The 15108-nt window shown below is 73.1% G+C and carries 11 protein-coding genes and 2 pseudogenes; 10 read left to right on the top strand and 3 right to left on the bottom strand.

The annotated features are described in order from the left end of the window. A pseudogene (locus tag AB8Z75_RS22090) lies at window positions 1-315 on the bottom strand (lysophospholipid acyltransferase family protein); the annotation flags it as partial. A 287-nt stretch (window positions 316-602) separates the two neighbouring features. Here AB8Z75_RS22090 and AB8Z75_RS22085 point away from each other — a divergent pair. The 3 genes from AB8Z75_RS22085 (at window position 603) to AB8Z75_RS22075 (ending at window position 3035) form a co-directional block, all read left to right on the top strand. After that, window positions 603-1775 carry a glycerophosphodiester phosphodiesterase gene (locus AB8Z75_RS22085; protein ID WP_369204634.1) on the top strand — a complete coding sequence of 391 codons (1173 nt, stop codon included), beginning with the start codon at window positions 603-605 and terminating at the stop codon, window positions 1773-1775. Between the two features lie 88 nt (window positions 1776-1863). Then, complete coding sequence (locus AB8Z75_RS22080; protein ID WP_369204632.1) at window positions 1864-2550, top strand: RNA polymerase sigma factor; 687 nt, start codon at window positions 1864-1866, stop codon at window positions 2548-2550. Continuing rightward, window positions 2541-3035 carry a GNAT family N-acetyltransferase gene (locus AB8Z75_RS22075; RefSeq protein WP_369204630.1) on the top strand — a complete coding sequence of 165 codons (495 nt, stop codon included), beginning with the start codon at window positions 2541-2543 and terminating at the stop codon, window positions 3033-3035. The genes AB8Z75_RS22080 and AB8Z75_RS22075 overlap by 10 nt, the downstream gene beginning before the upstream one ends. Here the strand turns inward: AB8Z75_RS22075 and AB8Z75_RS22070 are convergent. Beyond that, a complete protein-coding gene (locus tag AB8Z75_RS22070) occupies window positions 3032-3511 on the bottom strand; it encodes a hypothetical protein (RefSeq protein WP_369204628.1) in 480 nt (159 codons plus the stop codon). The genes AB8Z75_RS22075 and AB8Z75_RS22070 overlap by 4 nt on opposite strands. Further along, complete coding sequence (locus AB8Z75_RS22065) at window positions 3504-3875, bottom strand: hypothetical protein (protein ID WP_369204626.1); 372 nt, start codon at window positions 3873-3875, stop codon at window positions 3504-3506. The genes AB8Z75_RS22070 and AB8Z75_RS22065 overlap by 8 nt, the downstream gene beginning before the upstream one ends. A gap of 70 nt (window positions 3876-3945) precedes the next feature. Between AB8Z75_RS22065 and AB8Z75_RS22060 the strand changes: the two genes are divergently transcribed. The 7 genes and pseudogenes from AB8Z75_RS22060 to cobT all read left to right on the top strand — a co-directional run bounded on the left by AB8Z75_RS22060 (window position 3946) and on the right by cobT (window position 14987). Further along, window positions 3946-4599: an HAD-IA family hydrolase gene (locus AB8Z75_RS22060; protein WP_369204624.1), complete on the top strand. Its 654-nt coding sequence runs from the start codon at window positions 3946-3948 to the stop codon at window positions 4597-4599. A 436-nt stretch (window positions 4600-5035) separates the two neighbouring features. Continuing rightward, window positions 5036-6097 (top strand): methionine ABC transporter ATP-binding protein, encoded by a 1062-nt coding sequence (locus AB8Z75_RS22055; RefSeq protein WP_369204622.1) that lies wholly within the window; start codon window positions 5036-5038, stop codon window positions 6095-6097. Further along, a pseudogene (locus AB8Z75_RS22050) lies at window positions 6094-6741 on the top strand (methionine ABC transporter permease); the annotation flags it as partial. The gene AB8Z75_RS22055 and the pseudogene AB8Z75_RS22050, both read left to right, overlap by 4 nt. A gap of 132 nt (window positions 6742-6873) precedes the next feature. Continuing rightward, window positions 6874-7647 carry a MetQ/NlpA family ABC transporter substrate-binding protein gene (locus tag AB8Z75_RS22045; protein WP_369204636.1) on the top strand — a complete coding sequence of 258 codons (774 nt, stop codon included), beginning with the start codon at window positions 6874-6876 and terminating at the stop codon, window positions 7645-7647. A 143-nt stretch (window positions 7648-7790) separates the two neighbouring features. Further along, on the top strand, window positions 7791-8516 hold the full coding sequence (locus AB8Z75_RS22040) for a GNAT family N-acetyltransferase (protein WP_369204620.1): 726 nt from the start codon (window positions 7791-7793) through the stop codon (window positions 8514-8516). A gap of 259 nt (window positions 8517-8775) precedes the next feature. Then, window positions 8776-10011 (top strand): precorrin-6y C5,15-methyltransferase (decarboxylating) subunit CbiE, encoded by a 1236-nt coding sequence (cbiE, locus tag AB8Z75_RS22035; RefSeq protein WP_369204618.1) that lies wholly within the window; start codon window positions 8776-8778, stop codon window positions 10009-10011. A gap of 257 nt (window positions 10012-10268) precedes the next feature. Beyond that, entirely contained in the window at window positions 10269-14987 is a 4719-nt protein-coding gene (gene cobT / locus AB8Z75_RS22030) for a nicotinate-nucleotide--dimethylbenzimidazole phosphoribosyltransferase (RefSeq protein ID WP_369204616.1), read from the top strand. Window positions 14988-15108 lie beyond the last annotated feature (121 nt).

Here is a 15108-nt window from a genome sequence, read left to right as displayed (position 1 = left end):
ATCAGGGCGAGCCGCGCGATGCCGGTGCGCCCCCGGTAGAGGCGGCCGTCGGGGGAGCGGGTGGCCTCCGGGGAGATCGCGAAGGGGTGGCCCTCCTCCAGTACCCGGCGGCCGGTCAGCAGCGCGGCGACCCCGCCGCGTCCGCCGTCCCGTGGTGACCAGCGGAAGGATCATCGAGTCGATGAAGGTGAGGTGGTTGCCCGCCAGGGTCACCGGACCCGAACCCGGAATGCGGTCGGCCCCTTCGATCTTCGGCCGGAACAGCACACGAAGAAGCGGGCCGAGCACTGCCTTGATCAGCCGGAAACGGGACAACGGACCCTCCGCCCAGTCGGTATGGCCGTGCGCGTGGTTCCGCGCACGGAAGCGCAGATGAGGACGATACTCGCAAGCCCGGGTGCCGGGCACACCGGGTTGCGCGCACCTTTACGGGGAGTTGACACGGGTTACCCCCGTATCGCACTGTCCCGCACCGCGCGAGTCACCCGAGTTTCCCGCCTGTTCGCACTTATGTCTCCCCGGTGCCGTCCAGCCGGTCCTACGATCAGCCCGACGTGTGGCAGGGCCGGACATCGGCGCCACGGAGACTTCTGGGAGAGCGCATGGGACAGGAGCAGCAGCCGGGCCGCAGAACCCTGCTCGGAGCGGCGGCGGCGCTGGGCGCGGCGGGCGCGGTCACCCTGGGGGCGGGCACCGCACAGGCCGCGGCCCCGCGGGCGGGCCGGTCCGCAGGGCGCGGGCACGGGGGCGGACGCCACGAGCTGCCCACCCCGTGCGTCATCGCGCACCGCGGCACCAGCGGCTACCGCCCCGAGCACACCCTGGGCTCCTACCAGCTCGCCCTCGACATGGGCGCAGACATCATCGAACAGGACCTCGTCCCCACCAAGGACGGGCACCTGGTGTGCCGGCACGAGAACGACATCACCGCCACCACCGACGTGGCCGACCACCCCGAGTTCGCCTCCCGCAAGACCACCAAGACGGTGGACGGCAAGAAGCTCACCGGCTGGTTCACCGAGGACTTCACCCTCAAGGAGCTCAAGACGCTCCGGGCGAAGGAGCGCATCCCGGACACGCGCCAGCACAACACCCTCTACGACGGCCACTGGGAGGTGCCCACCTTCGAGGAGGTGCTGGACTGGGCCGAGGAGCAGAGCCGGCGCGGCGGACGCCGCGTCTGGCTGCACGTCGAGACCAAGCACCCCACCTACTTCCGCAAGCTGGGCCTGGGCCTGGAGAAGCCGCTCGCCAGGCTGCTGCGCCGCTACGGACGGCACAAGGCGCACTCACCGAACTTCGTGCAGTCCTTCGAGCCGAGCAGCATCCGGACGCTGAGCAGGCTGGTGGACTGCCCCGGCGTCGTCCTGCTGTCCGGCCCGAGCTCGCGGCCCTGGGACTTCGTGGAGGCGGACGACCCGCGCACCGTCGCCGACCTGGTGAAGCCCGAGGGCCTGAAGTGGATCGCCGACTTCGCCCAGGGCATCGGGCCCACCCTGGACCTGGTCATCCCCCGCAACGCGGACGGCACGCTCGGCGACCCCACAGAACTGGTGCGGGACGCGCACGCGCAGAAGCTGGTACTGCACCCGTACACCGTGCGCAACGAGAACACGTTCCTGCCCGCCGACTTCCGCAAGGGCGACGACCCGAACGCCTACGGTGACGCCTTCGGCGTCTTCAAGCGGTACTTCGCCACGGGCATCGACGGCCTCTTCTCCGACAACTGCGACACGGCGCTGCTGGCCGCCGCCGACTTCCGCGGCGACGGCTGAGCACGCCGGCAGGCGCAAGATCCACACCGACGAGTGACGCGCCGCCCGTCCCGCAACCGCAAGGCGGGCGGCGCGCGTGCAGCGGCGTATGACCCACCCCTCCCCGGAATCCGCCCTGCTCCAGCCCCGGCTGCGCGCCCTGCTGGACGCCGAGTGCGCGGCCGAGGCGGCGGCGCTCCCCGGCGCCGAGGCCGCGGACCTGCGCCAGGGTGTGTGGCTGCGCTGGCTGGTCAGGACCCGCGGGAGCGGGCCGCCCACCGAACCCGGCGCCTGGCTGCGCGACGCGGTGAGCGCCGAAGCCCGCGCCGTGCGGGCCCGTCAGCGCCGCGAGATGCCGCAGGACGACGCGCCCCCGCCGCGCCGCGTGCCGCCGCAGCGCCGGATCGCCGCCGCCGACGGCGGGAGGGACGATGCGGCCAGCGAGGTGGAGGCGGCGCTGCTGAGCTCCGAGAGCCGCCGCGAGCTGGGCGGAGCGGTCGCCGGACTGCCCGGGCGGTGCCCTGCCGTGCTGCGGGCGCTGCTGTCCGGGGTGGAGCCCACATACGCCCAAATCGCCCGTGAGTTGGGAATCTCACAGGGCGCCGTCGGGCCGCTGCGTTCCCGCTGTCTGGAATGCCTGCGCAGAATGCTCGCGGCGCAGGTTCCACCACCCGGCCCCAGGGGAAGGGTGCGAGAGGAAACCAGCGTCACCAGGGCAGACAGCACGGGCGCGACACCCTCACATCCGCGTGCCCGCGCGCACACAACTTGGGGAGGCATGCGCACATGGGCATGAGCGTGACCATCTCTGCGGCGGACGAGCGGGACGTCGAACAGATACTGAAACTGCAGTACCTCTGCTTCCAGACGGAGGCCGCGCTGTACGGCGACTACCGCATCGAACCGCTCGTCCAGACGCTGGAGGACCTCCGTACGGAACTCGCGCAGGGGTGCGTGATGGTGGCCCGCCTCGGTGACGAGGTCGTCGGCTCGGTACGCGGCCGGGTCGACTCCGAGGGCACGGCCCGCATCGGCCGGCTGTGCGTCCACCCCCGCCTCCAGGGCCACGGCCTGGGCGGGCGGCTGCTGGCGGCGGTCGAGTCCCGGCTGACCGCCGAGTACGCCGCCAAGCGCTACCACCTGGTGACCGGAAGCCGCAGCGAGGGCAACCTGCGCCTGTACCGGCGCAGCGGTTACGCCCCCGTCGGCACCGAGCGGGACCGGCAGGTGACGCTGGTGGCGCTCCAGAAGGACGCCGCGGAGTACGCGAAGAGCGCTTAGCCGTCAGCTGGGCGCGGCTGGTCACCGGGCGCGGCTGCGGCCTGCTCGCGGTGGCCGCGGCGTAGCCACCACAGCCCTGTCAGCGGGAGGGCTACCGGGATGAACAGGTAGCCCATCCCGTAGTCGGACCAGACGGTCGCGTCGGGGAAGGCGGACGGCTCCGCGAGCGTCCAGGTGCCGACCGCCAGCACGCCCAGCAGTTCGAGACCGCAGCAGGTGAGGGCCGCCTTGCGGGCGCCCTCACCACCGCGGACGAGGGAGAGCGTGATGAACGCGTACACCACCGCGGCGACGGCCGAGAGGACGTAGGCGAGCGGCGCCTCGTCGAAGCGCGTCGTCAGCTGGACGAGGGAGCGCGAGGCGGCGCCCACCGTGAAGATCCCGTACAGCGTGACCAGGAGCTTGCCGGGACCGGTGTTGATGCGGCCGGCGCGCCGCGGCGCGGGGTCGCTCTTGGTGGTCGTCGGTTCAGGCACCGGTGCCGCCTCCCCAGATGTCGTAGAGCCGCACTTGGAGCACCGCGAGGACGACGGCTCCGGCGACCACGGTCAGCGAACCCCACTTGGTGCGCTCGGTCAGTGAGACCAGACCCACCACGGGCACGCACGCCAGGACACCGACCAGGTACGAGACGAAGATCACCACACCGTCCGCCGGGTCCCGCCCCTGCGCGAGCTGCACGATCCCGACCACCAGCTGGACGAGGGCGAGCAGGGTCACCACGGCCATGCCGATGAAGTGCCAGTCCTTGGTCGGCTGGTCGCGGTAGGCCGCCCAGCCGCACCACGCGGCCAGCGCGAGCGCGGCCACGGCCAGCGCGACGGTGAGCGGGGTGAGCATGTGAAGGAGTCTAGAAGGGCGCCCGGGCCCGCCGACGCGCGCCCCCGAGGCCCCCCGTACGCTGCCCGGCATGAAGTTCGACGCCCCCACGACCCTGCTGTTCGACAACGACGGCACCCTCATCTCCTCCATGGAGTCCGTCCAGCGCTGCTGGACCGCCTGGGCGCGCGAGTTCGGGATCAGCGCGGAGGACTTCGCCGCCGTCGAGCTGCACGGGCGGCCCGCCGCCGACATCGTCGGCGACCTGCTGCCGGCCGCGCGCGTGCCCGAGGCGCTGGCCCGCATCGAGCGGCTGGAGGTGGAGGACGTGAGCGGCGGCGGGGTCGTGGCACTGCCCGGCACCGCCGAGCTGCTGGCCTCGCTGCCCGCGGGGAGCTGGGCCGTGGTCACCTCGGCCACCCGCGAGCTGGCCGAGGCGCGGTTGCGGGTCGTCGGGATCGAGGCGCCGCTGGTCATCGCCGCCGACGACATCACGCGCGGCAAGCCGGACCCGGAGCCGTACCTGCTGGCGGCCCGGAAGCTGGGGGTGGACCCGGCCCGCTGCGTCGTCTTCGAGGACGCCCCCGCGGGGCTGACGGCAGGGCGAAGCGCGGGCATGCGGACCGTGGGCTTGGCCACAACCCACGCGCGCGCCGAGCTCGCGGCCGACGTCGTGGTCGAGGACCTGGCTTCGGTGACCGCGCAGGTCACGGACGCGGGTGTGACGGTCGTCGCAGAGGACTGAACGGGCGCGGGCACCGGCGGATGGTGTCCATCGCCGCGTCCGGCATGCGGACAGCACTCTCCGCGGTGACCGCTCCATCTGGTTTACTGAGCACCATGAACACGACGAGCTGCCGCACGTCTGCGACCGAGGCGACCTGGACGCCCGGTGCTCGTTGTCTGCGCACACGGGCCTGTCCGTCGCCCACCGCGCGGCGAATGTGTGCCCGCTGAGGGCCCCCGCCTGAGCTGACCGAGGCGACTCGCGCCCCGAAGCGAGTCACGAGCCCGCGCGCCCCGCCCGCCGGCAGAGCCACCACCCACCGCACCGCGGACCGCCACGCCCGCACGCCGCACCACCGCGGCTGCGGGATCGCTCTGCCCGCATGCGCGGATCGCCGCGCGCTCCCGGACGGCACCCACCCAAGCGCGTCCCACCGACACCCACGGATGTTTCTGTGATCACGACAAAGGACCTCACGAAGGTCTACCGCACCCCGGGCCGCGAGGTCACCGCACTGGACGGCGTGGATCTCCACGTCGGCGAGGGCGAGGTCTTCGGCGTCGTCGGCCAGAGCGGCGCCGGGAAGTCCTCGCTCATCCGCTGCGTCAACCTCCTGGAGCGCCCCACCTCGGGCACCGTCACCGTCGACGGGCAGGAGCTGACCGCGCTCGCCGGCACCGGCAAGCGCGCCGGCAAGGAGCTGCGCCGGGCACGGGCCCGCATCGGCATGGTCTTCCAGCACTTCAACCTGCTGTCCTCGCGCACCGTACTCGGCAACGTGGAACTGCCACTGGAGATCCTCGGCCACTCCGGGCACGAGCGCACCCGCAAGGCCCACGAGCTGCTCGAACTGGTCGGCCTCGGCGAGCACGCCAAGGTGCATCCCGCGCAGCTGTCCGGCGGCCAGAAGCAGCGCGTCGGCATCGCCCGCGCGCTGGCCGGCGACCCCAAGGTGCTGCTGTCCGACGAGGCGACCTCCGCGCTCGACCCCGAGACCACCCGCTCCGTGCTGCAACTGCTGCGCGACCTCAAGGAGCAGCTGGGCCTGACCGTCCTGCTGATCACCCACGAGATGGAGGTCGTCAAGGCGGTCTGCGACTCGGCTGCCCTGATGAAGTCCGGGCGGATCACCGAGTCGGGCACCGTCCCCGAGCTGCTGGCCACCCCGGGTTCCGAGCTGGCGCGCGAGCTCTTCCCCGTCGGCGGCACCCCCTCGGCCGACGACCGCACGGTCGTGGACGTCACCTTCCACGGGGAGACCACCACCGAGCCGGTGATCTCCAAGCTGTCGCGGACCTACAACGTGGACATCTCCATCCTCGGCGCCGCCATGGACACCGTGGCGGGCAAGCAGGTCGGGCGGATGCGTATCGAGCTGCCCGGCAGCTTCGACGACAACGTCGTGCCGATCGGCTTCCTGCGCGAGCAGGGGCTGACGGTGGACGTCGCGGACGTCGCGCCCGTCGCGGCGGAGCCCCAGGACAACGACGGCCTCGTCAAGGAGGGTGCCAAGTGAGCTGGTCCGAGATACAGCCGCTGCTGTTCCAGGGGTTCTGGGACACCCTCTACATGGTCGGCTGGTCCACGCTGATCGCGCTGCTGGGCGGGTTGCCCATCGGCGTGCTCCTCGTCCTGACCGACAAGGGCGGGATGCTGCACAACGCGCTCGTCAACAAGGTCGTCGGCGCGGTCGTGAACGTCGGCAGATCGCTGCCCTTCATCATTCTGCTGATCGCCCTCATCCCCTTCACCCGCTTCGTCGTCGGCCAGTCCGTCGGCTCGACGGCGGCCGTCGTACCGCTCGCCATCGGCGCGATCCCCTTCTTCGCGCGGCTGGTGGAGACGGCGATCCGCGAGGTGGACCGCGGCCTGGTGGAGGCCGTGCAGGCGATGGGCGGTGGCACCCCCACCGTCGTCTTCAAGGCGCTGCTCCCGCAGGCACTGCCGTCCCTGGTCGCCGGGCTGACGACGACGGTCATCGTGCTGATCGGCTACTCGGCGATGGCCGGCACCGTCGGCGGCGGTGGGCTGGGCTCGGTGGCCGTGCAGTACGGCTACCAGCGCTTCGAGACCAGCGTCATGATCGCCACGGTGGTCGCGCTGATCGTCATCGTCACGGCTGTCCAGATCATCGGCGACGCGGTGGTGCGGTTGCTGGCCTCGGGCCGGGGCGGCGCTGCCTCGGGCCGGGGCGGCGCCTCCGCCGCCGACGGCCGCGCCGGCAAGCGGCTCGCCCGCCTCGGCAGGGGCCGCACCGCGGCGCTCGCCGCCGCGGTCGTCCTGCCGCTCGCGCTGATCGGCTACGGCATCGGCCAGAGCGGAGGCGACAAGCAGACGCTCAGAATCGCCGCTTCCCCCATGCCGCACGCCGAAATCCTGGAGTACGTCGAGAAGAACCTCGCCGAGAAGGAGGGGCTCAAGCTCGACATCCGCAAGTTCAACGACTACGTCGTGCCGAACACGGCCACCGAGTCCGGCGAGGTCGACGCCAACTTCTTCCAGCACAAGCCGTACCTGGACGACTTCAACAAGAAGAACGGCACGCACATCGTGCCGGTCGTCAACGTCGAGCTGGAGCCGCTGGGCCTCTACTCCAAGAAGGTCCGGAGCCTCAAGGGCCTCGGCTCCGGCGACACCGTCGCCGTCCCCAACGACTCCACCAACGAGGGACGCGCCCTGCACCTGCTGGCCAAGCACGGCCTCATCGAGCTGAAGCCGGGGGCGGGCCAGGAAGCCACCCTCGGCGACATCGCGGACAAGAAGGGCCTCACGTTCAAGGAGCTGGAGGCCGCCGCGGTCCCGCGTGCCCTCGACGACGTGGACGCCGCGGTCGTCAACGGCAACTACGCGGTCGACGCCGACCTCAACCCGGCCAAGGACGCGCTGGCCGCGGAGAAGGTCAAGGGCAACCCGTACGCGAACTTCCTCGCGGTCAAGGACGGGAACCAGGACGACCCGCGGATCAGGAAGCTCACCAAGCTGCTCAACTCCCCGCAGGTCGAGGAGTTCATCGAGAAGAAGTACAAGGGGGCCATCGAACCCGCATTCGGGCATGTGGGATCGTGAACCCCACGGCCTGAACCGGGGAAAGTCCCCGTGTCGACAAGTCTTCTCATCAGCGCCGGGCCCCTCCCGTCGAGAGGGGCCCGGCGCTGCACATCACGGTGCCGATGCTGCATGCTGTGCACCCCGACGTGTAGGAGCGGCGCATGACCTCGACCTTCCCGGACATCTCGATCAGCACGGACCGGCTCGTGCTGCGCCCGTTCGAGGAAGCGGACGTCCCCGCGCTCACCGCCATGATGGCCGACGACCAGATCACCGCCTGGATGACGTCGCCCTTCCCCTACACCGAGACCGAGGCCCGCGACTTCGTCACCCGCCGCGCCCCCGCCCTCCGCACCGGCGGAGAGGGCATCGTCTTCGCCGTCACCGAACTCCTCACCCAGCGGCTCGTCGGCTCCGTCGAACTGCGGGGCACCGACTGGCGGGTGCGCTCCGCCGAAGCCGTCTACGCCACCGCCTCCTGGGCACGCGGCGAGGGCTACGCCTCCGAGTCGCTGCTGGCGCTCGCCCAGTGGCTCTTCCAGGACCAGAAGTTCGAACGCGTCGAGATGCGCACGGCCGCCGACAACACCGCGGCGCAGCAGGTCGCCCAGAAACTCGGCTGCATCAGCGAAGGCGTGCTGCGCAACGCCTGGATAGCGCGCACCCGCACCGAGGACTGGGGTGCCCTTCGGCGGGAGGGTCAGCGGAACCGTCCGGTACCCCACGACCTGCCGGAGACCCAGGGAGGGTGGGAGGACCCCGCCACGGACCGCCCCGACCCCCGGGGCGGAGGCTGGGCGGAGATCCGCACCGACCTGATCGTCTGGAGCCTGCTGCCCGAGGACCTCGACGGCACCTTCGAACAGCTGGAGCCGCACGGCTGGTGACGGACCGCCCCGCAGGTCCCGCGCTCGGTGACGGACCGCCTCGCAGGCCTTGCGCCCGGTGACTGGCCTCCTCGCAGCCGCACGCCCGGTGACGGATCGCCCCGCAGGTTCCCGCGCTCGGTGACGGGCCTCCTCGCAGCCGCACGCCCGGTGGCGGTCCGTGCCCGGCGGCTGCGCGAAACCGTGCCTTCCGCGTGAGGGGGTACCCTCAGTGGGCCCCGACCTGCGATGAGCACGAACCAGCCAGGAGACCCCCAGCATGGCCGACCGCGTCACGGTGATCGGATGGGACGGCTCGCCGCTGACCGACGCCGCCCGCTCGGCCCTCGCCGCGGCCACCCTCGTCGCCGGTGCCGCACACCACCTGGCACTGCCCGAGGTACCGCCGCACGCCGAACGCATCCGCCTGGGCAGTGCCACCCTCGCCGCCCGCCGCATCGCCCGCCATCGCGGCTCCGCCGTCGTACTCGCCGACGGCGACCCCGGCTTCTTCGGCGTCGTACGCACCCTGCGCGCCCCCGAGCACGGCCTGGAGGTCGAGGTCGTGCCCGCCGTCTCCGCCATCGCCGCCGCGTTCGCGCGCGCCGGGATGCCCTGGGACGACGCCCAACTCGTCGTCGCCAACAGCCGCACCCTGCGCCGCGCGGTCAACGTGTGCCGCGCCCACAAGAAGGTCGCCGTCCTCACCTCGCCGGGCGCCGGGCCCGCGGAGCTCGCCCTCCTCCTCGAAGGCGTCCACCGCACCTTCGTCATCTGCGAGGCACTGGGCACCGAACGCGAGCAGATGACCGTGCTCACCTCCGACAAGGTCGCCGACCACACCTGGCGCGACCCGAACGTCGTCATCGTCGTCGGCGGCACCGGCGCCGGTGCCGAGACCGGCGCATCGCAGGGCACCGCCTGGCTCGCCGGGCAGGAGGTGGGCTACCCGCCCGCCGTCCGCGGCTGGGCGCTGCCGGTCGCCGAATACGCGGGCTCTGGCAGCGGTGCCCCGCCCCGGGCAGGGGAGTCGGTACAGCTGCGCGCCGCCCAACTCGCCCGCCTCGGACCGCGCGTCGGCGACCTGGTGTGGGACATCGGCGCGGGCAGCGGCGCTTTCGCGGTCGAGGCGGCGCGCTTCGGGGCCGCCGTCATCGCCGTCGACAGCGACGCGGACGCCTGCGCCCACGTCTACGCCGCGGCGCGGCGCTTCGGCGTCCAACTGGAGACCGTGCACGGCCTGGCCCCGCACATCCTCCAGGACTTGCCCGAGCCCGACGTGGTGCGGGTCGGCGGTGGGGGAGCGGTGACGGTCACGGCAGTGGCCGACCGCCGTCCCACCCGCATCGTCACTCACGCCTCCACCAGAGATGAGGCGGAGGAGTTGGGAAGGGCGCTCACCGAACGGGGCTACGCCGTCGAGTGCGCCCTGCTCCAGTCCGTCGAACTGGAGACGGCGCACTGGGCGGAAACCGAACGGGCCGTTGTCTTTCTGCTGTCCGGTGTCCGTATCTGAGACCCCTGTGACCCGTGCGGGACGAACCCCGACGAAGTGCGGTTTCTCTCCCACCCGTGGCCGGAGCGGCGCTCGGCGACGGGTAGGCTGATGGACTGTTGTGCCACCGTTCGGGGTTGACGCTTCGTCCGTCATTGTCCGAATGGTGTAGGCGAAAGGCACGTGCCGCACAGAGTGCGTGCTCGTTCTTCATCTACGGGGCGCGGCGGCCCGTCCGCCGGGTTGGAAGGAGCACCAGCGATGCGCGAGGGGAACGCATGACAGACACCGGTCAGATCCCGGGTGAGGGGCTGCCGGAGAACGCAGGCGGGCAGCAACCGGAGAGCCGGCCGGACGTCCCGGCACCTGGCGCCTACCCCCTCACCGACCCGGCCACCGCCGGGACACGGGACGGCGCCCACGCTCCCCACGGCCCCCACGCCACCCACGACGAAGAGGACCTTCTGCTGATGCCCTCCGCCCAGGGCGCATGGAGCGAGCAGCCGGCGCCGGCCGGCCCCGGAGCGCCGCAGGACCACGGCCACACCCAGCACTACGCCCAGGGCCAGGCCCAGCCGATGCCCCGGCCCCAGCCGGAGCAGCCAGGCCCGATGCCGGAACCCGACGCCTACGGAAACACGTACGACCCGCACGGCCAGTCCGTCGCCTACGCGGCGCAGCAGCAGTTCGCGGCCGACGGCCAGTTGACCCAGCAGGACGGGTACGCGCAGGACGGGTACGCGCAGGACGGGTACGTACAGAACGGGTACGGGCCGAACGGGTACCCGCAGGACGGCGCGTACGGGGGGACGGACGCCTACGCGGCGAACGGGTACGACCCCTACGCGCAGCAGCCCGGACACGTTCCGCAGGAAGCCGTGTACGAGCCCGCCTACGCCCAGCCGCAGCCCCGACAGCAGGACCAGCCCGACGGTCCGGAGGGGCAACAGCCCGCCGTGGAAGGTGTCCCGGCAGCGCAGCAGGAGGGCGCAGCCGCGCCGCAGCCGGAGGGCGCTGCCGCAGCGCAGAGCGAGGGTGGTGTGGCAGCGCAGCCGGCGGCCGAACCGGCAGCCGTGCCCGGGCCGCACGAGACGGACGGCCGTGACTCCGGCGCCCTCGACGTGAGCGCCGTACGTCCGTCCCAGCAGCCGCACGCGGCCCAGGCGTCCACCCACAGCACCCCGCCCCACGGGACACGCCGCCCCCTGCACCTCGGACCGCCGGTGCCGGAGCAGTCCGGTACCGTCCGCCCCCTCTCCGAGCGCCCCACAGCGCAGGCCCCCGCCGCACAGGCCGCTCCTGTCCAGGGCGCCCCATCAGGCCGCACGGACGGTGCGGCAGGCCAGCACGCCGCCGCGCCCGCCTCCGAGGACGGCCGTCTGCCCACCGAGCAGCCTCAGCAGCCGGCCACCGAACAGGAAGGCCAGGCCGTGCCGTCCGCTGCCACGGACGAACCACAGGCGGAGGACGCGGCGTTGGCGGACCCCGCTGTCACGGCCCCGCAGAACGAGGAGGGCCGGCCGACGCCCGAGCAGCCCACCGCACCGCAGACGCCGGCCCAGCCGGAAGCGGTCGCTGTGCCGGGAACGGACGCTCAGCCGGAAGCGCCAGTGCAGCCGGAAGCGGAAGTGCAGCCGGGTGGCGAGCCGGCCGCCGGGGCGGCGTCCGTTCCCGCCCCATCCGCGTCTTCGACCGAGGCAGGTGCGCCGGTGGACGAGGAGCCGCTGCCAGGGCCGCAACTCGGTCAACTGCCTCCCGAGCAGCCCCAGCAGGTCGAGCAGCCCGAGCAGGCCTCGCAGCCCGAGACCGTGGTCCGGGGCGCCGAACCCGTCCCCGCCCCGGCCGACACCGCCGAGGCCTCGCCCTCCGCGGCGAACGAAACCCCTCGGACGACGGCAGAGACGGCCGCTCCGGCGGACGCTGAGACCGACGGAACGCCGGCTGCCGCAGCGCAGCAGGTGCCGCAGCAGGCGCAGGACCCGGCGACGAACGAGGGGCCGGCCGAGGCGGTGACGGCTGCCGAAGCACCGACAGCCGCGGACGTCTCCGATACCGCCTCCGCCTCCGACTCCGACTCAGCCTCCGCCTCCGCCTCCGCCGAGGCTCCGGAGCCCGACCAGACCCCGGCTTCCGCCGAGGGCCCGGTTTCCGCCGAGACCCCGGTTTCCACTGAGGCCCCGGTGTCTGCCGAGGCCCCGGTTTCCGCTCAGACGGCCGCTGCCCAGGAAGCGGCGGTGGCCGACGAGACGGGCGCGCACGGTGAGGCCGCCGCACGCGAGGCCGAGGTGGTCGCCGGAGCGGCTGAGGTGGACGCCCCGGCCGAGCCCGCCTCCCCTCCCGCGCCCGGCGATCCGACCGTCCCCGGGCCGCGCCAGGAGGCCCAGCCGAGCGGACTGGCGACCGTGCCGGCGCAGGGGGGCGAGCCCGAGGCGCAGCAGTCCACCACCGCGCAGGCCCCGTCCGGGACACCGCCGATAAACCAGGGCGCGAGCCAGGAGACCGGTGAACGGCCGCCGCAGGCCCCCGCCGGTATCCCTGAGCAGACCGCGGCCTCCGCATCCGCCGCCGGTACGGACGCGTCGCTTCCCGAGTCCTCCGACTCCGCGGCGCCGCAGCCGCAGCCGCAGCCGCAGGAGAGCGCGACTGCTGAGGCTTCCGAAGCTGCGGCTGGGTCCGGGAGCGGCGAAGCGTCCCCGGACGGTGAAACGTCCGGGGCGGACGGGGTGTCCGACGCTGCGGATGCCGGAGAAGAGGCCGTAGCCGTCGAAGACACCGGGCAGGACGCCGGCTCGACGGCTGCCGGAGCGACGGCACCCGCCGAGCCTTCCGAAGAGGTGCCGCACCCTGCGGCTGAGGCGGTGTCCGCGGAGGAGTCCTCCACGGACGGGCCTCCCACGGACGAGCCCGCCGCAGAGGAGCCCTCCACAGAGGAGCCTGCACCGGGTGAGGCTTCCGCTCAGGAGCAGGGAGAGCCCGCGACGCACGAGGCACCCGGCCCGAGCGCCGACGTCCCCGCGGCGCCGGCCGCGACTCCTGACGAGGGGGCCGCGCCCCCCGCGGACGTCACGGCGCTTCCCGCTGAAGGCGCGCAGCCAGGCGACGCCGAAGGTGCCGGGACCGGCGATGCCGACGGTGCCGAGCCCACAGCACAGGACGCCGTGGCGGCCACGCAGGAAGCAGGGGCGGACGAACAAGAGGCCGGGGCGGACGTACCAGAGGCCGCGTCGGGGCCCGAGCCTGGTGGTCCCGCCCTCCCGGAGGGAGAAGCCGCTCCCGGGTTCGCCGAGGCGGAACGGGATGCGGTGCACCGGCTGATGCGGGAGCGGCGGGACATCCGCAACGGCTTCCGGCCCGACCCGATCCCGCACGAGGTGCTGCTGCGCGTGCTGGAGGCGGCACACACCGCGCCCAGCGTCGGACACTCGCAGCCCTGGGACTTCGTGGTCATCCGGTCGGAGGAGACCCGCCGTGCGATGCACGAGCTGGCCGAGGCGCAGCGTGACGCGTACGCCAAGTCGCTGCCCAAGGGGCGGGCGAAGAAGTTCAAGGAAATGAAGATCGAGGCGATCCTCGACACCCCGGTCAACATCGTGGTGACCGCCGACCCCACGCGCGGTGGCCGGCACACGCTCGGCCGTCAGACGCAGCCGCAGATGGCGCCGTACTCCTCGGCGCTGGCCGTGGAGAACCTGTGGTTGGCGGCGCGGGCCGAGGGGCTGGGCGTGGGCTGGGTCAGCTTCTTCGACCAGCCGGAGCTGGTGCGCGCCCTCGAACTGCCGGAGCACCTGGAGGTCGTGGCGTACCTGTGCGTCGGGTACGTCGACGCGTTCCCCGACGAGCCGGAGCTGATGCAGGCGGGCTGGTCGAAGCGGCGTCCGCTCTCGTGGGTCGTGCACGACGAGTCGTACGGGCGGCGCGCGCTGCCCGGCGCCGAGCCGACCGGCATGCTCGCCGAGACGCTCGGCACCATCCGCCCGCTGGACGCCAAGGCGCTGGGTGAGGCATGGGAGCGCCAGAAGCGGATGACGAAACCGTCCGGCGCGCTCGGCATGCTGGAGATCATCTCCGCGCAGCTGTGCGGCCTGTCCCGCAAGTGTCCTCCGCCGATTCCCGAACCCGCCGCCGTCGCGGTGTTCGCCGGGGACCACGGGGCGCACGCGCAGGGCGTCACGCCGTGGCCGCAGGAGGTCACCGCGCAGATGGTGAGCAACTTCCTGGCCCAGGGCGCGGTCTGCAACGCGTTCGCCAACCAGGTGGGCGCCGAGGTCTGCGTCGTGGACGTCGGCGTGGCCGCGGAACTGCCCGCGCAGCCAGGGCTGCTGCCCCGCAAGATCCGTGCCGGTACCGCCGATATGACGGCCGGGCCCGCGCTGACCCGCGAAGAGGTCGAGCGGGCCCTGGAGGTCGGCATCGAGACGGCGCGCGACCTGGTGGCGGCGGGCAACCGTGCGCTGCTCACCGGCGAGATGGGCATCGCCAACACCACGGCGTCCGCCGCCTTGATCGCTGCCTGCACGGGGGCGGACCCCGCCGAGATCACCGGGCGCGGTACGGGCATCAACGACGAGACGCACGCCCGCAAGGTCGAGGTCGTCCGCAGGGCATTGGAGCGCCACCAGCCGGATCCGGCCGATGCGATCGGGATGCTGTCGGCGTTCGGCGGGCTGGAGCACGCGGCGATGGTCGGCCTGATCCTCGGGGGCGCGTCGCTGCGGACGCCCGTCATCCTCGACGGCGTCAGCGCCGGGGCCGCCGCGCTGGTGGCCCGCGCGGTGGCGCCCGAGGCGCTGGCCGCCTGTATCGCGGGGCACCGCAGCGCCGAGCCCGGCCACGTCGCGGCCCTCACCAAGCTGGGGCTGCGCCCGTTGGTCGATCTCGACCTGCGGCTCGGTGAGGGCACGGGCGCGCTGCTCGCGCTGCCGATGGTGCAGAGCGCGGCCCGCGCCATGCACGAGGTCGCCACGTTCGACGGGGCGGGCGTCACCGAGAAGGGCTGACCTTCGCCGTCCGGGCGGGGCTCTGCCGTCGAGGAGACCCGCCCGTACGGCGCCGCGAGGACCGGGCGCCGGGCGCGACGAAGCCCGCACCGCCCGGGCCCGGCCACCCGACGCCAACCCC

The organism is Streptomyces sp. PU-14G, assembly GCF_041028275.1.
Classification (GTDB): domain Bacteria; phylum Actinomycetota; class Actinomycetes; order Streptomycetales; family Streptomycetaceae; genus Streptomyces.
The sequence above is the reverse complement of the archived record's forward strand: the minus strand, read 5'-3'. Positions and strand labels throughout refer to the sequence as shown.

Coding starts and splice junctions, on each gene's coding strand:
- AB8Z75_RS22085 (WP_369204634.1), top strand. CDS start 603: ATGGGACAGGAGCAGCAGCCGGGCCGCAGAACCCTGCTCGGAGCGGCG.
- AB8Z75_RS22080 (WP_369204632.1), top strand. CDS start 1,864: ATGACCCACCCCTCCCCGGAATCCGCCCTGCTCCAGCCCCGGCTGCGC.
- AB8Z75_RS22075 (WP_369204630.1), top strand. CDS start 2,541: ATGGGCATGAGCGTGACCATCTCTGCGGCGGACGAGCGGGACGTCGAA.
- AB8Z75_RS22065 (WP_369204626.1), bottom strand. CDS start 3,875: ATGCTCACCCCGCTCACCGTCGCGCTGGCCGTGGCCGCGCTCGCGCTG.
- AB8Z75_RS22060 (WP_369204624.1), top strand. CDS start 3,946: ATGAAGTTCGACGCCCCCACGACCCTGCTGTTCGACAACGACGGCACC.
- AB8Z75_RS22040 (WP_369204620.1), top strand. CDS start 7,791: ATGACCTCGACCTTCCCGGACATCTCGATCAGCACGGACCGGCTCGTG.
- cbiE (WP_369204618.1), top strand. CDS start 8,776: ATGGCCGACCGCGTCACGGTGATCGGATGGGACGGCTCGCCGCTGACC.
- cobT (WP_369204616.1), top strand. CDS start 10,269: ATGACAGACACCGGTCAGATCCCGGGTGAGGGGCTGCCGGAGAACGCA.